Annotated in this window: 15 protein-coding genes; 4 read left to right on the forward strand and 11 right to left on the reverse strand. The window is 64.9% G+C overall.

Annotated features, from left to right (window positions below; all coding sequences use genetic code 11):
* The first annotated feature begins 3 nt into the window (after nucleotides 1-3).
* Entirely contained in the window at nucleotides 4-1,641 is a 1,638-nt protein-coding gene (locus AC0L3U_RS13780) for an ABC transporter ATP-binding protein (RefSeq protein ID WP_473362125.1), read from the forward strand.
* 4 nt (nucleotides 1,642-1,645) lie between these two features.
* On the opposite strand, the gene AC0L3U_RS13785 is transcribed toward AC0L3U_RS13780, so the two are convergent.
* The gene (locus AC0L3U_RS13785; protein ID WP_473362126.1) at nucleotides 1,646-2,524 is read right to left on the reverse strand and encodes a C40 family peptidase; all 879 of its coding nucleotides are present in this window, start codon (nucleotides 2,522-2,524) and stop codon (nucleotides 1,646-1,648) included.
* Nucleotides 2,517-3,890 (reverse strand): leucyl aminopeptidase family protein, encoded by a 1,374-nt coding sequence (locus AC0L3U_RS13790; RefSeq protein WP_473362127.1) that lies wholly within the window; start codon nucleotides 3,888-3,890, stop codon nucleotides 2,517-2,519. Before AC0L3U_RS13790 ends, AC0L3U_RS13785 begins: the two co-directional genes overlap by 8 nt.
* 202 nt (nucleotides 3,891-4,092) lie before the next feature.
* On the opposite strand from AC0L3U_RS13790, the gene AC0L3U_RS13795 reads away from it, so the two are divergent.
* The 3 genes from AC0L3U_RS13795 (at nucleotide 4,093) to AC0L3U_RS13805 (ending at nucleotide 7,035) form a co-directional block, all read left to right on the forward strand.
* Nucleotides 4,093-4,296 carry a hypothetical protein gene (locus AC0L3U_RS13795; RefSeq protein WP_018454690.1) on the forward strand — a complete coding sequence of 68 codons (204 nt, stop codon included), beginning with the start codon at nucleotides 4,093-4,095 and terminating at the stop codon, nucleotides 4,294-4,296.
* Nucleotides 4,297-4,580: 284 nt separating this feature from the next.
* The gene (locus AC0L3U_RS13800; protein WP_473362128.1) at nucleotides 4,581-6,083 is read left to right on the forward strand and encodes a metallophosphoesterase family protein; all 1,503 of its coding nucleotides are present in this window, start codon (nucleotides 4,581-4,583) and stop codon (nucleotides 6,081-6,083) included.
* A 202-nt stretch (nucleotides 6,084-6,285) separates the two neighbouring features.
* Nucleotides 6,286-7,035 (forward strand): tetratricopeptide repeat protein, encoded by a 750-nt coding sequence (locus AC0L3U_RS13805; protein ID WP_473362197.1) that lies wholly within the window; start codon nucleotides 6,286-6,288, stop codon nucleotides 7,033-7,035.
* Between the two features lie 60 nt (nucleotides 7,036-7,095).
* On the opposite strand, the gene AC0L3U_RS13810 is transcribed toward AC0L3U_RS13805, so the two are convergent.
* From AC0L3U_RS13810 to AC0L3U_RS13850, 9 genes are all read right to left on the reverse strand, one after another.
* Nucleotides 7,096-8,070 (reverse strand): type II secretion system F family protein, encoded by a 975-nt coding sequence (locus AC0L3U_RS13810; RefSeq protein WP_456766331.1) that lies wholly within the window; start codon nucleotides 8,068-8,070, stop codon nucleotides 7,096-7,098.
* Between the two features lie 9 nt (nucleotides 8,071-8,079).
* Complete coding sequence (locus AC0L3U_RS13815) at nucleotides 8,080-9,057, reverse strand: type II secretion system F family protein (protein ID WP_473290377.1); 978 nt, start codon at nucleotides 9,055-9,057, stop codon at nucleotides 8,080-8,082.
* Nucleotides 9,058-9,073: 16 nt separating this feature from the next.
* Entirely contained in the window at nucleotides 9,074-10,537 is a 1,464-nt protein-coding gene (locus tag AC0L3U_RS13820) for a CpaF family protein (RefSeq protein ID WP_456766329.1), read from the reverse strand.
* A gap of 21 nt (nucleotides 10,538-10,558) precedes the next feature.
* Entirely contained in the window at nucleotides 10,559-11,827 is a 1,269-nt protein-coding gene (locus tag AC0L3U_RS13825) for a CpaE/TadZ family protein (RefSeq protein WP_027570198.1), read from the reverse strand.
* Nucleotides 11,824-12,561, reverse strand: coding sequence for a CpaD family pilus assembly protein (locus AC0L3U_RS13830; RefSeq protein WP_473362129.1), 738 nt, complete (start codon nucleotides 12,559-12,561; stop codon nucleotides 11,824-11,826). Before AC0L3U_RS13830 ends, AC0L3U_RS13825 begins: the two co-directional genes overlap by 4 nt.
* Nucleotides 12,562-12,578: 17 nt before the next feature.
* Nucleotides 12,579-14,054, reverse strand: coding sequence for a type II and III secretion system protein family protein (locus AC0L3U_RS13835; protein WP_473362130.1), 1,476 nt, complete (start codon nucleotides 14,052-14,054; stop codon nucleotides 12,579-12,581).
* Nucleotides 14,055-14,065: 11 nt separating this feature from the next.
* Nucleotides 14,066-14,863 carry a Flp pilus assembly protein CpaB gene (gene cpaB, locus AC0L3U_RS13840; protein WP_027570201.1) on the reverse strand — a complete coding sequence of 266 codons (798 nt, stop codon included), beginning with the start codon at nucleotides 14,861-14,863 and terminating at the stop codon, nucleotides 14,066-14,068.
* A gap of 127 nt (nucleotides 14,864-14,990) precedes the next feature.
* A complete protein-coding gene (locus AC0L3U_RS13845) occupies nucleotides 14,991-15,515 on the reverse strand; it encodes an A24 family peptidase (protein WP_027570202.1) in 525 nt (174 codons plus the stop codon).
* Between the two features lie 122 nt (nucleotides 15,516-15,637).
* Nucleotides 15,638-15,778: a hypothetical protein gene (locus tag AC0L3U_RS13850; RefSeq protein ID WP_197031224.1), complete on the reverse strand. Its 141-nt coding sequence runs from the start codon at nucleotides 15,776-15,778 to the stop codon at nucleotides 15,638-15,640.
* Between the last annotated feature and the right edge of the window lie 55 nt (nucleotides 15,779-15,833).

The raw sequence follows: 15,833 nt of genomic DNA on the forward strand, positions 1-15,833 counted from the left end.
CCAATGGACGCGATCAACCAGCCTTTGCTCAGCGTGCGCGACCTCTCGGTGGCCTTCCACCAGGGCGGCGCCACCACGCTCGCGGTCGACAAGGTCTCGTTCCAGATCAGGCGCGGCGAGTGCCTGGCGCTGGTCGGCGAGTCCGGCTCCGGCAAGTCGGTCAGCGCGCTCTCGATCCTCAAGCTCTTGCCCTATCCGAACGCCTCGCATCCCTCGGGCAGCATCCACTTCAAGGGCCAGGAACTGATCGACCGGTCGGAGCAGGAGATGCGGGAGATTCGCGGCAGCGACATCTCCATCATTTTCCAGGAGCCGATGACCTCGCTCAATCCACTGCACACGATCGAGGCGCAGATCGGCGAGATCATCCAGCTGCACAATCCGACCAGCAATGCCGAGGCGCGCAGGCGGACGCTGGAATTGCTGACGCAGGTCGGCATTCCCGAGCCTGAAACGCGGCTGAAGAGCTATCCGCACCAGCTCTCCGGCGGCCAGCGCCAGCGCGTGATGATCGCGATGGCGCTCGCCAACGAGCCGGACCTGCTGATCGCGGACGAGCCGACCACGGCGCTCGACGTCACCGTGCAGGCCCAGATCCTGACGCTGCTCGCAGAGATTCGCGGCCGGCTCGGCATGAGTCTGCTCTTCATCACCCACGATCTCGGCATCGTGCGCCGCATCGCCGACCAGGTCTGCGTCATGAAGGGCGGCGAGATCGTCGAGCAGGGGCCGGTCGAGCAGGTCTTCAAGACCCCGAAGCATCCCTACACGCGCGACCTGCTTGCCGCGGAGCCGAAGCCGGATCCGGCGCCGCCGCAGCCGGATGCGCCGGTGGTGATGTCGGCCGACGATCTGAAGGTTTGGTTCCCGATCAAGCGCGGGTTGATGCGCAAGACGGTCGGTCACATCAAGGCGGTCGACGGTGTCAGCGTCGCCGTGCGCAAGGGCGAGACGCTCGGCGTTGTCGGCGAGTCCGGCTCGGGCAAGACCACGCTGGGGCTCGCATTGCTGCGGCTGATCTCCTCGAACGGACGCATTGTGTTCCTGGGAAAGGATATCCAGGGTCTCCGCTTCAAGGAGATGCGGCCGTTCCGGCGCGACATGCAGATCGTGTTCCAGGATCCGTTCGGCTCGCTCAGCCCGCGCATGTCGGTCGCCGACATCGTCGCCGAAGGCCTCACCGTGCATCAGCCGCAGCTCTCGCGCGGCGAGCGTGAGGAGCGCGTCGTCAAGGCGCTCGAGGACGTCGGATTGAAGCCGGATACCCGCAACCGTTATCCGCACGAATTCTCCGGCGGCCAGCGCCAGCGCATCAGCATCGCGCGGGCGGTGGTGCTGGAGCCGGATTTCGTCGTGCTGGACGAGCCGACCAGTGCGCTCGACATGCTGATACAGGCGCAGATGGTCGATCTGCTGCGTGAATTGCAGCGCCGTCGCGATCTCACCTACATGTTCATCTCGCACGATCTGCGCGTCGTCGCCTCGCTCGCGAGCCATCTGATCGTGATGCGTGGCGGCAAGGTGGTCGAGGAAGGCCAGGCCGCCGAGCTCTTCAAGAACCCGAAGACGGATTACACGCGCGCGCTGTTTGCGGCGGCGTTCCGGCTGGAGACGGCGGGGAACGGGTCTGCGGCGACTTAGTCCGTCAGAGCCGCTTGATCGCGGTGACCGCGCTGCCGGCTTGCTTGATCCGTGCGATGGCCGGCTCGATCGGCTCGATCACCGTTGCCATGTGATGCGCATTGGCATGAACCATGGTGCTGCCATCGCGAACGATGGCGACATGACCCTTCCAGAAAATGAGATCGCCGCGTTGTAGCTTGCTCTGCTCATGCGGCTCCAGCGCTCGGCCGAGCCCGGCCTGCTGCATGTCGCTGTCGCGCGGGCAGCCGATGCCCGCCGATGTCAGCGAGACCTGGACGAGGCCGGAGCAATCGACGCCGAGGCTGCTCTTGCCACCCCAGAGATAGGGCGTGCCGACGAAACGCTCGGCGACTGCGACGAAATCCGGCTCGCGATGACCAAGCGGGACGAGATGGGCCTTGGGCAGATAATGTCCGTCGCGCGTCACGGCGAAGCCGCCGTCCTCGCGTGCAACCGCGATCTTCGATCCCATCACCAGCGTGTCTGCCGGCGGCAGCTTGATCGAGGGACCAGGGAAGGCAAAAGTTCGTAGCGCGCTGACCATATGGGTCGCTGCGGCCGAGGGCTTCACGAGCGCTGCATCCGGCAGCCAGCCGACATAGCCGTCACCGGAAAGCTGACCCCAGGCCCAGCCTTCGCCGTTGCGGTCGTAGACCGTGACGCGCTCGCCGCGCAACGCTTGTGTCATCAGCATCGCGTTCGACGACGGCTGTTCGCGCACGGGCGCGATCGCCTCGACTGTCTCGAATTCCTCGCCCGTGACGAAGCGATCCGCCTGCACCTTGCCTTCGAGGTATTTTGCGGCGAGGTCGCCGCGCGCGGGTGTCAGCCTTGGATCGTGGCTTGGATCGTGGCTTGGATCTCGCCCAGAATCACGCATAGCGCTCGCTCAGCAATGTGTAGATCGCGCGCGCGGCCTGGCACTCGCCGCCCTCGGGGCGTGCGGGCTTCGCCGACGGCGTCCAGCCGTAGATGTCGACATGCAGCCAGCTCCTGGCGTGTTCGACGAAGCGTTGCAGGAACAGCGCGCAGATGATCGAGCCGGCAAAGCCGCCTGATGGTGCGTTGGTGATGGTAGCGGTCTTGGAGTCCAGCCACGCATCGTAAGGCGGCCACAGCGGCATGCGCCACAGCGGATCGTTCTCCTTCACCGCGCATCGTGCGACGTCGGCGGCAAGCGTCTCATCATTGGTGTAAAACGGCGGCAAATCCGGCCCCAGCGCGACGCGTGCCGCTCCCGTCAGCGTGCCGAGATCGATCAGCAGGTCCGGCTTTTCCTCGTCCGCCAGCGCCAGCGCGTCGGCGAGCACCAGCCGCCCCTCCGCGTCCGTATTGCCGATCTCGACCGTGATGCCCTTGCGCGAGGTGAAGATGTCGAGCGGGCGGAAGGCATTGCCCGCCACGGCGTTCTCCACGGCCGGAATCAGCACGCGCAGCCGCACCTTCAGCTTCGCATCCATCACCATGCGCGCCAGCGCCAGCACGTTGGCGGCGCCCCCCATGTCCTTCTTCATGATCAGCATGCCGCTCGACGGCTTCAGGTCGAGCCCGCCGGTATCGAAGCAGACGCCCTTGCCGACCAGCGTCACCTTGGGATGCGCCGGGTCGCCCCAGCCGATGTCGATCAACCGCGGCGCGCGGCTAGATGCCATGCCGACGGCGTGGATCAGCGGAAAATTCGTCTTCAACTCATCACCGATGGTGCAGGCAAAGCTTGCACCGAATTCGGCGGCGAGATCCTGCGCGGCTGCGGCCAGCTCCTCCGGCCCCATGTCGTTGGCCGGCGTGTTGATGAGGTCGCGCGCCAGCATCGCGGCGTCCGCCATGCGGTTGATCTCGGTCGCGCCGACGCCGTCGGGGGGCACGAGGCGGACCTCGGGGCGATCGGCTTTGCGGTACCGGGCGAAACGGTAGCTGCCGAGCGCGAACGCGAGTGCGGCGAGCCGTGCATCGTGCGGTGCATTGGCGAAGCGATAGACGCCCGGCGGCAGCAGGCCGGGCAGGGCGCCCGGTCGGAACAGGTCGCGCGATCTTGCACCTTCGTCCTCGATCCCGAACAGCACTTGCGCGATCGCGCCATCGGACGCGGGCAGCGCGAGATAGCCGCCCGGCTTTGCGGTAAAGGCGCTCGCAGTGGCGAACTGGCGTTGCGCCGCCGGCAGCCGCTCGGCGACCTGATCCCAACTCGACTTGGTGACGAAGGTGATCGGGATGGCGGTAGGCGACGTCTCGAAGACAGAAGGCATTTGCGGGTCCGGATCGTCAGATCGAGCGGGTCATACGAACGGACGAGATTTCGCAGAGTTTTGCCGCCGCTGCAATCAGCTTTGCTGCCACCGTTCAGCGATCCGCTACTCGCAGCAAGGGGGCCATGCTAAGTTCCGGCAACGGCCGTCAGGTGCGGAGAACTCCGGCGGCCGACGACAAAGCCGGCCGGGAGGAAATGCAATGGAATTCGTGTGGAGCGTGGTCACATTCATCGGCCAGGCGGTCGAGGCGATTTTTGGCTATGTCGAGCATCATCATTGGATATTCGCGTTCCTCGCCGGTGGTTACGTCTTCTATCTCCACGACCGCTCCGTTCACGCGCGGTTCGATGCACTGGACAAGCGCATTGACGAAATCCGCAAGCGGCTCGCCATCGAATATTGATCTGGTGAGCGAAACCATCATCGGGCGGGCCCCGTATCTCATGCCGAGGACCGCCGTTCACGCGAGCGGCCGCAGGGCTTTACTAGCGCTGCGGTTGTGGCATTATTGGCCAATATTTTAGATTGTGTCGTGCGGTTCTGCACGCAACGAGCGCAACAACGGGGCATGCAGTCGCTTCTTACCCGGCTCATCATGGCCCGGGCTGATACCGGACGGAACCTGATCGTCGAAGGCATTTCTCTTATCGTTTGCGCGGCGCGGCATTCGCAAATAAGCGACGCAAAATGGATAGATCGTTCGTCATCGTACAGATTTCCGACCTGCATCTGGACGGGTCTGGTCGGCTGCTTGCGACGATCGAGACGCTCAATGCCGCAATTCGCGAGAGAATGGCGGACTTCGCGGATGTTCCCGATCGTATCCTGCTGATCACCGGCGATATCGTGGACGACCCGACGCCGCCTGCGCTCGACGAAGCGCTCGCCGTCATTACGTTCTTCCGGCAGACCGGGCTGTTCACCGACATTCAGGCAATTGCCGGCAATCACGACGTCAAGCGCCCGAGCCAGCGTGCAGGCCGCCACGACGTCTATGATTACCTGCATTTGCCGCGGACCTCGAAGAGCGTCTACTACCGTCAAGCTGGCCTCGATCTGGTGCTGCTGGATTCCAACCGCGCGAGCCTCACGACGCTCGCGAGCGGCAACGTCGACCAGCGCGCCTACAACGCCATGGTTTCGGATTCCGCGCGGCTGAGCGTTGAGCTCGCGGGCAGCCTCGGGTCGGGCGGCCGCGCCGATTATGCCGAGCCGGTTGAAAACCTGGTGCGCGTGCTGGCGCTGCACCATCATCCACTGCCGCAGGCGACCGGAGAAGGAAAGCGGTTCCTCGGCGTGCCCGACGAGCCGCTGATGTATCTCGCCGCGCCCGCGACCTTTCTCGAAGCGGCGACATCTCTCAACGTCGATCTGGTTCTGCACGGACACCGGCATGTCGAAGGCTTGACGCGCTATTCGATTCCCGATCCGCGCGCCACGTCGAGTGAGAGCGATGAAGCATTCTGGCGCACGATCTACGTCCTGTCCTGTCCATCATCGACCGGGCAGGCCGGTGACGATGCCGGCTTCAACGTCATCCATTTCGGCCCGATGTCTCATGCCGGGAGCACCGAGTATCGCTTTGCGATCGCCCGCTACTCACGTCCGCGCAAGGATGGTGTCTTCAGGCCGCTCGATTCCAACCTGCCGCACGGCGTCGTCAGGCTACCGGCTGGGCGAGATTTTTCCCGAGATCCGGCCGTCCAGTCGGGCATCGAGATTGACGCGTGCACGACGCTGAAACGGGATCAGGTCGCGGCATTCGCCCGCCGGCTCCTGCTGCGCCGCGCCCTCTATGCCGACGGCGAGGCGGATTGGGCTGATTTGCTCCACGTCTATCTGGTGACCTCTCACGCCTGGGCGGATCTCGACAGCAAGTTCTCGAGATCCGCACGCAAGCATGACGTCGAGGCCGTAGCCGTGGTGACATCGCTGCTGCGTCGGTTGGTCGAGCAATCTGCAAATGTGCTCGGCATCGACGATTTTCAGCTCGACGAGCTCCGCGCGAGGCGTCTGGTCAATCGTGACGATCTTCGGCGCGAATTGCCGAGGGTGGCGCGCCCGGACATCGATGTCGAAATCGCGACTCGGCAACGATTGCAATTGCTGCGGGACCTGAACGAGCAGGTGAGGGCGCTCGGCCTTGATCTGGGTCTCGGCGGCGAGGTGCCGCCGCAGGCGCTGCGATGAGGGACGCGGGCCCGGGGAATTAACCGGCCGTTAGGGTTAACAGTCTATTGCTGGCGCGTTCGGCTCGATCAATCGGCTCGAGAGTCAAAGCGTCATGCGTCAACGGTTCGGTCTTGAACGGCTCAGTCTTGGACGGTTCAGCCTTGGACGGCTCAGTCTTGCCCGGCTTCTTGCGTCCACGTCGCTGGTCGCGGCGGTGGCCATGGGCCTCGGCGGCTGCACGGCGATGTCGAAACTCTCCGACGTCACGGGCTCGGTCGGGCCGCGGGCGGAAGCCGCTCCCATCGATCCCGCGCGCGCTGCCGAAGTTTATGGCGAGCGCTATCGCGCCAATCCCAAGGACGCCGATGCGGCGCTCGCCTACGGCCAGGCCTTGCGCGCCAACGGCCAGCACGCCCAGGCCGCCGCCGTGCTCGAGCAGGCGACCATCGCGAATCCCGGCAACAAGGCGCTGATGGCCCAATACGGCCGCGCGCTGTCCGACAACGGCAATTTCCAGCAAGCCTTCGACGTGCTGTCGAAGGCGCATTCGCCCGACAACCCGGATTGGCGCCTGCTCTCGGTGCAGGGCACCGCGCTCGATCAGATGGGCCGTCACCAGGAAGCGCGCTCCTATTATGCGAGCGCGCTCAAGATCGCGCCTGGCGATCCCGGCGTGCTCTCCAATCTCGGCCTGTCCCACATGTTGTCGCGAGATCTGCCGAAGGCCGAAGACGCGCTGCGGCAAGCCTATGCCTCGCCGCGCGCAAACGCGCGGGTGCGGCAAAATCTCGGTCTGGTCGTCGGTCTCCAGGGCCGCTTCACCGAAGCCGAGAGCATCGTGAAGGCGGACCTGCCGCCGGACCAGGCTGCGGCCAATGTCGCCTATCTCAAGGAAATGCTGACCCGCAGCGACGTCAAGCGGGGTGCGCCGAAGCGGACTCCGGTCGCCTCGCTCGGCCAGCCCGACTGATCAGACGTGATCGTCCAATCCTGAAGGCAGCCGCGGACCTTGCGCGGTCCGCGTCGAACGTCATTGCATTTCGGTGACCTTGATCCCCGTCGGTCCGAGGATGACGACGAACAGCACCGGCAGGAAGAACAGGATCATCGGTACCGTCAGCTTCGGCGGCAGTGCCGCTGCCTTTTTCTCGGCCTCGTTCATGCGCATGTCGCGGTTTTCCTGCGCCATCACCCGCAAGGAATGGCCGAGCGGGGTGCCGTAACGCTCCGCCTGCTGGAGCGCGAGACATACCGACTTGACGCCCTCGAGCCCGGTGCGCCGCGCGAGGTTCTCGTAGGCGACCTTGCGATCCTGCAAATAGGACAGCTCGGCCGTGGTCAGGGTGAACTCCTCCGACAGCGCGATCGACTGGCCCACGATTTCGACCGCGACCTTCCGGAACGCCATCTCGATCGACATGCCGGATTCGATGCAGATCAGGAGCAGGTCGAGCGCATCGGGAAAGGCGCGCTTGATCGAGAGTTGGCGCTTGGAGATCGCGTTCCTGAGGAACAGCATCGGCGCTTGAAGTCCGAGATAGGCCGCGCCGACGCAGATGCCGATCTTGATCGGCATCGACTGCTGCATATGCGCGATCAGGAACACGTAGATGATCGAGCCGACGAATAGCACGATCGGGGCAACCATGCGGGCAAACAGGAAGGTGATGTAGGGCGCCTGGCCTCGATAGCCCGCCATGATGAGCTTGTCCCGCGCAGCTTCCTGCGCGAGCCATTTGGTCAGGTTGAAGTCGTCGACGACCTTCGAGACGAGCTGCTTCGGCGTCTGGCGCAGCGAGACTTTTTCGCTCTTGTGGAGGCGCTCGCGCTCGCGCTGCCGGATGCGCTCACGTTCGTTCGCCACCGCTTTCATGCGCTTGGAAAGGCCTTCGCCGGCGAACAGCGGCATCACCAGCGTATAGACGGTGGCGCTGGCGGCGATGGCCGCCAGCAACATCGTCATGAAGTGGACGTCGTGAAGCTTCGCAATGAGGAACTCTACCATAAGGCACCATCAGAAGTCGAAATTGATCATCTTCTTCATCACCATGATGCCAATCGACATCCAGACGACGCAGCCGACCAGCATGAGCTGGCCAGTGGGATGAGTCCAAAGCATCGAGATGTATCCCGGCGTTGTGAGGTAGACGAGGAACATCACGATCGGCGGCAGCGAGCCGATGATGCCGGCCGAGGCCTTGGCTTCCATCGACATCGCCTGGATCTTCTCTTTCATCTTCTTGCGGTCGCGCAGCACCTTGGAGAGGTTGCCGAGTGCTTCGGAGAGATTGCCGCCCGATTTCTGCTGGATCGAGATGACGATGCCGAAGAAATTAGCCTCGGGCAGCGGCATCCGGTCGTAGAGTCGCGTGCAGGCCTCGCCGAGCGGCATGCCGATCGCCTGCGTTTCGATGATGGACAGAAACTCCGAGCGTAGCGGCTCCGGCGCGTCGGCGGCGACGACCTTGATCGATTCGAACAGCGGCAGGCCCGCCTTGATGCCGCGGACGATCACGTCGACCGCGTCGGGCAGCGCCTTCAGGAATTTGGCTTCGCGGCGCCTCTTCAGGAAGCCCAGCGCCCAGCGTGGCAGACCGAAGCCGCCGGCGAAAGCGAGTCCGGCGGCACCGAGCAGGCCGCCGCCGATGAACAAGGCGACTGCGAACAGCACGCCCGCCACGACGGCGGACACGATCCAGAATTTCTGCGGCGCCCAGTCGAGGCCGGCCTGCGACAGGCGAACACTGAGCGGTACGCTCTTCTCCTGCAGGCGCCGAGCCTCGAGATCCTTGAGCGAGGTTTCGACCTGCTCGCGGCGCGAGCGCTGCGTCTTCTCGGCCGCGCGGGCCGTGGGCGCCTCGGCGCGCGAGATCGAGGCGCGGCGGCTCTCGGCCTTCCGTTCCCCGGACAGCATAGGATAAAGGAAGACCCAGGCGAGGCCGCCGACGGCGGCGGTGGCAAGGAAGGCGAGGGCAAGGACTTGCATGTTCATGGCTGCGCTGACCTGCTCACGTCGTGGGCGCCACTTCCGCGGCGTCGAGCGCCGCGGCAAGGCGCTTCTCTTCGCCGTAATAGCGGGCGCGTTCCCAGAACTTCGGACGGCCGATTCCGGTCGACCGATGCCGGCCGATGATCTTGCCGTTGGCGTCCTCGCCGACCATGTCGTAGAGGAAGACGTCCTGGGTGATGATGGTGTCGCCTTCCATGCCCATCACCTCGGTGATGTGGGTGATGCGGCGCGAACCGTCGCGCAGGCGCGCGGCCTGGACGATGACGTCGATCGAGGCGCAGATCATCTCGCGGATGGTGCGTGAAGGCAGGGAGAAGCCGCCCATCGTGATCATCGATTCGCAGCGCGATAGCGCCTCGCGGGGATTGTTGGCGTGCAGCGTGCCCATCGAGCCGTCATGGCCGGTGTTCATGGCCTGGAGCAGGTCGAACGCCTCGGGTCCGCGGACTTCGCCGACGATGATGCGCTCGGGACGCATACGCAGGCAGTTGCGCACCAGCTCGCGCATGGTGACCTGGCCCTCGCCCTCGATGTTGGGCGGGCGGGTTTCCAGTCGGACCACGTGCGGCTGCTGGAGCTGGAGTTCGGCGGCGTCTTCGCAGGTGATGACACGCTCGTCGTGCTCGATGTAGTTGGTCAGGCAGTTGAGCAACGTGGTTTTGCCCGAGCCGGTACCGCCGGAGATCAGCACGTTGCAGCGGACGCGGCCGATGATCTGGAGGATTTCCGCGCCCTCCGGCGAGATTGCGCCGAACTTGACGAGCTGATCGAGCGTCAGCTTGTCCTTCTTGAACTTGCGGATGGTGAGCGTGGGGCCGTCGATCGACAGCGGGGGCACGATGGCGTTGACGCGGGAGCCATCGGCCAGGCGCGCGTCGCAGATCGGCGAGGATTCGTCGACGCGCCGGCCGACCTGGCTGACGATACGCTGGCAGATGTTGAGGAGTTGCTGGTTGTCGCGGAAGCGGATACCGGTGCGTTGGATCTTGCCGGCGACCTCGATGTAGACAGTGTCGGCGCCGTTGACCATGATATCGGCGATATCGTCGCGCGACAACAGCGGCTCCAGCGGACCGTAGCCGAGGACGTCATTGCAGATGTCGTCGAGCAGCTCTTCCTGCTCGGCGATCGACATCACGATGTTCTTGATCGCGATGATCTCGTTGACGATGTCCCGGATTTCCTCGCGCGCGGACTCCGAATCGAGCTTGGCGAGCTGGGCGAGGTCGATGGCCTCGATCAGCGCGCCGAAGATGGTCGCCTTGACCTCGTAATAATTGTCCGAGCGGCGGGCTTCCATGGTCGGCGCAGGCTTCGCCGGGGCAAGAGGCGGAGAGGTGACGGCCGGCGGCGGCGGCACGCGCGACACAGCGGGCGCCGAAGCCTGGGCAGGCTCTGACGACACGGCACCGGGCTTCGGGGCCCGAGGGTCGGTGTCTGTTCCGCTACGCTTACCGAACACTTAAAAACTCCATGCGGCGACCTATTTTCCCCGCAACTTCTCAATCAGGGGTGAAAGCAGGGACGACTTTTGCTTCTTCGTTTCGCTGCGGCCGGTCAGGCGCTGGGCGATCTGAAGGAACATCTCGATTGATTTGTGGTTGGCCGAGATCTCCGCGATCATCTGGCCGTTATTGGCTGCCGAGCCGAAGATCTGCGGCTCGAACGGGATCGAGACGACCGGCTGGCTCTCGATCGCCTTGGCGAACTCCGCCGCGGCGATTTCGGGCCGTTTCGGCACGCCGACCTGGTTCAGGCAGTAGAGCGGCGGACGGTCGTTCGGGCGCGCGGCCTTCAGGAGATCGAACAGGTTCTTGGTGTTGCGCAAATTGGCGAGGTCGGGCGCCGCCACGATCAGGATGTCGTCCGCTCCGATCAGGGCGCGTTTTGTCCAGCCCGACCATTGGTGCGGAACGTCGAGCACGATGCAGGGCATGGTGGAGCGCAGCGTGTCGAACACGGCATCGAAGGCGTCGGCGCCGAAATCATAGACCCGGTCGAGCGTCGCCGGCGCCGCCAGCAGGCTGAGGTGGTCGGTGCATTTCGACAGCAGGCGGTCGATGAAGGCGGTATCGACGCGATCGGGCGAGAACACGGCGTCGGCAATACCCTGCGGCGGATCCTGGTTATAGTCGAGCCCGGCAGTGCCGAAGGCGAGGTCGAGGTCGGCGACGACCGCATCCATCGCGAGATCGCGGGCGATCGCCCAGGCGACGTTGTGGGAGATGGTTGACGCGCCGACGCCGCCCTTGGCGCCGACCACGGCGATGATACGGCCGACGGCCTTGGCTTCCGGCGCCGAGAACAGGTTGCAGATCGAGCGCACGACATCGATCGCGCCGACCGGCGCGAGCACGTAGTCGCTGACGCCGCGGCGCACCAGCTCGCGGTAGAGCATGACGTCGTTGATGCGGCCGATCACGACCACGCGGGTGCCGGCGTCGCAGACGGTTGCGAGATGATCGAGCCCGCCCAGGAGGTCGTTGCGGCCGTCGCTTTCGAGCACGATCACGTTCGGCGTGGGTGCCGAGCGGTAGGCTTCGACCGCTGCCGCCATACCGCCCATCTGGATCTTCAGATGGGCCTTGCCGAGACGGCGATCTTCGCCGGCCGACTGCACGGCGGCCGCCGTTTCCACGGTCTCGCAGAAAGCCTGGACGGAAACGCGGGGCGCAGGCGCAATATGCTCCTCGGCTGGCGGGAGCGATGCCTCGGACTGCTCTTCTTGGGGCTGGCGAGCGTAGCTGATCATTTGCCGGTGTCGCTGAGTTTGGCCCTGTCGGCCTCAGGATAGGCGACCGCCGTCGGCATTCCCTTGCGATACTTCTCGAACGCGGCGGTGCGACGCGGCGTGTAGGACGGCGTTTCGGGCCGCGGCTGCTCGAGATCCGACGGATTGTCGACCATCGCCGCAAGGTTGCGCTGATAAGCGCAGCCGTAATTGTAATAGTCCTTGTTCTCGAACCAGCTCTTGTTCTTCATCGAAGGGCCGATGTCTTCCGGCCACAGGCCGCAGGGACCCGCGACCGCGGCGATCTTGGAATAGGTGAGCCGGATCGGCGGCAGGAAGCGCTTGTCTTCCGGCTGGTAAGAGCGGGCGCTGACGCCGCGCGGCGGAACGCCTGCCGCCGACAGGATCGCCTGGATTTCACGCATGGTGTCCGCGACCGGACGCGCGTTGGGCGTGCCGGACGGCACGTCGATCCGGATCGCGCCGGTGCCTTCGTGCATCCAGGCCGACGCGACGCCCATCACGTCGGCGCGCTGGGCGGCGGTCAAGCCGCCGCGGGCATGGCCGACGAAGACGACGATGGAGCGATTTTGCTCCTCGATCGCGATCGGATGGCGCTGCTTGTAGTCGTCGGGAATGGAGGCCGTGACCGCTTCGTCATGCTGGCAGCCGCAAAGGGCGAGCGCCATGCCGACGAGCGCGCCGCCGAGGTGGATGGCGCGCCTGCGAATCTGGGGTGGTCTAGTGATCTTCATGAAGTCCCCGTTCCGCCTCAGTCGGTGATGAAGCCGTAGGTGCCGCGGTAGTTCTTGGCCGGTTCGGTCCGGCCGGGCACGCCGTAGATGCGGTTGATGTTGCCGAGCAGTTCGGCCTGCGGATCCGCAGGCGCGGAGAAGCCATCATCCGGCCGCGACAGATCCTTTTGCGCAACTGCGCGAACGATATAAGGCGTCACGATCACGACCAGCTCGGTCGCGTTGTTGACGAAGTCGCGGCTGCGGAACAGCGTGCCGAGGACCGGGAGCTGCATCAGGCCCGGCAGTCCGCTGACCGCCTGCTTGGTCTGCTGCTGGATCAGGCCGGCCATAGCCATCGCACCGCCGGAAGGAATTTCCAGCGAGGTTTCCGCGCGGCGGGTCTTGATCGAGGGCACCGTGAGCGAGTTGACCGAGGACGAGGTCACGGCCTGGGACAGCGTGATCGCGTTTTCGTTGGAGAGCTCGGAGACCTCCGTCATCACCCGCAGGCTGATCTTGCCCTCGGTGAGAACGACGGGGGTGAAGTTGAGCGAGATGCCGAACTTCTTGAAGCTGATCTGGGTGGTACAAACGTGCGTGGTGGGGTCGCACGCGTAGCCGGCCGGCACCGGGAATTCACCGCCGGCGATGAATGTTGCCGATTCACCGGAGATCGCGGTCAGATTCGGTTCGGCCAGCGTCCGGATCACGCCCGCGGTTTCCATCGCACGCAGGGTGGCCTGCACCGACGGGGCCCCGCCGAACTTGGTGGTCAGGTTGTTGCCGTCGACGAGGTTGTGGCCGAGAGCCGTGAACGGATTGGAGTTGCTGAAGCTGACGACGGAGGTGCCGTAGCTGAGGTTGGCGGTGAGGTCGATTCCGAGCTGCTTGATGATGCTGCGCTGCACTTCGGCGACAGTCACCTTGAGCATGACCTGGTCGCGGCCGCGGACCACGATCGAGTTCACGACCTTCTCGGGGCCGCCCGCGAGGCGCACGGCGAGGTCGTTGGCCTGCAGGGCTTCGGCGGGATTCGCGGCCGAGCCGGTCAGGATGATGCCGTCGCCTAGCCCGTCGATCTGGATGTCTGAGTTCGGCAGGATCTGCTTCAGCGCGGCCCGCACGCCGTTGAGGTCGCGCTTGACCGCGATGTCATAGGCCGCAATCTGCTGGCCGGCGGAATCGAAGAACACGATGTTGGTCTGGCCGATCGCGGCGCCGATGATGTAGGCGCGCTGCGCCGAGCGGACGACCGCATTGGCGATCTTGGGATCGGCGACAAGCACGTCCTTGATGTCACGCGGAAGGTCGATCACGATCGACTTGCCGATGCCGAGCGAGAGGAATCGCGCGTTCATCTGACCGTCGGCCGCAGCCTGCGCCACAGGGCGATAGTCGGCGGCGACCACAGGGGTCAGCACCGGGTTGAGCGCGAGCGCGACGGCGGCCGAAAACGACAGGGCGCGGACCACAGAAGTTCGCATCGTCGCCAAGTTCGCCCTGCATTTCATATCGACAGTCCTCATCGTGCCTTCGCCGTCGAGCTTGGGATACCGTACCGAATGATCGAAATGCCATCGCGCTTCTGCGCGGAATCATCGAGCGTGATCTCGCTCAGCTTGACGTCGACGATGCTGCGCAACGCCAGCGACAGCGTGCCGCTCTGGCGCGCGGAGGAGAGCGTCGCAGTCTGCGCAGGATTGAGCTCGAGGGTGACGGTCTTGCCGACCACCGCGTTCTGCCCGTCCTTCTCCTTCGGCGCCTGGTCGATGGCCAGGACGCGGATATTGGCCAGGATGATCTCGGATGTGATCACATCGGGGGCGCCGCTGCTCTGGTCCGGGTTCTTGAGACGGCGCGTCAGAAGCACGTCGACGCGGTCGTTGGGGAGGATGAAGCCGCCTGCGCCGGTTTCCGGCGAGATCTCGGTCGAAATCGCCCGCATGCCGGTGGGCAGGATTGCCGCCATGAAGCCGGAGCCTTCGGCCTTGACCAGCTTCTGGTCGCGGATCGGCTCACCCTGGATGAAGGGAGATCGTGCGATCGAGCCGGTGACCTGGGTTACCCCCTCGGGGCGCTCGTTGCGGCGGATGAAGGTGGTGCTGGCGGTCGCGGACGGCCAGGTCTGCCATTGCACGTCTTCCGGCTTGACGGTCTGGCCGAGGCCGATGTCGTTCTTGGCGACCAGGACGTCGACGGTCGGAAGCTGCGCGACCGGAGCCGGAGGCGGCGCAGAATTGTCCGAGCCGCTCGCCAGATACGCGGCGACACCGCCGGCGCAGATGGCGACCGTCAGGACGACAATGCGTGCCCTATTCATACGCTTCACTTTCCAACAAACGCCGCGACGCTGACGCCGCCGTAATCGGCAGTTGACCAGCTATTCGTCAAAGCATGGTTAATGAGGCGTATCTAAATCGCCTTAACGCCGGGTTGACCCGATGCGTTCAGCGCAATGCGAGGTGAGCGAGGTCGATCGCCTTCACCCATTCGGTCTCCGGGTAGACCATCAGCGCACTCATTGCGAGCGCGATGCCGTAGGGAATGCCGCTCTCCTTGGCGTGCAGCCGCGCGAGCCAGGCTTGGCCCGCCAGCCCATAAGGCAGCGGCCATTGCCGGAACTGGAGCAGGAGCAGCGTCAGCGCCCCGCCGAACAGCGAGGCGTAGAGCAGGAAGTTCATCAGCTGTGCGAACCCGAACCAGAGTGCGACGGAGGCCGCGACCTTGGCATCGCCACCGCCGACCCAGCCCATCGCAAAACAGGTGAAAGCCACGACCAGGACGAGCGCGCCTGAGCCGACATGGCTCAGCATCTCGTAAGGTGCCATGCCACCGGCGAGAGCAAGCGCGAAAAAGCCGGCGACCAGCGCCAGCGATACGCGGTTGGAGATCGTCATCGTGAAGAGATCGCTCGCGGCGGCAAACGCCATCAGGGCAGGGAAGAGCAGAAGGCGCGCAAGGTCGAGGATCATGGGCTGCGTCTTGAGGCCTGGGTTTGCCGCGGAGCTGGCGTCGCCGGATTCTAGCCGGCAGTGCTAAACAAACCGAAAACGGCGGCAGCGGTTTCGATGGGCGGAACCAGCCGAAGGCGTGCTCACCAGAGGGAGGCGATGCGTGCGGCGAGCGCGACGGTCGCAAGCAGCAGGGCCAGACAGACCCAGTAAGCCGGCGAGCCGGTCTGCGCGGCCTCCGCCGCGTTTGCCGCGACCGCGGCATCGGTTCTGTACTTACTCAACGCCACTGGAACTCGCGGTCTGAAAAACAAAGGCCCCGGAGGCCCGGGGCTTTTG

It is taken from the genome of Bradyrhizobium sp. Kon69 (assembly GCF_055807515.1).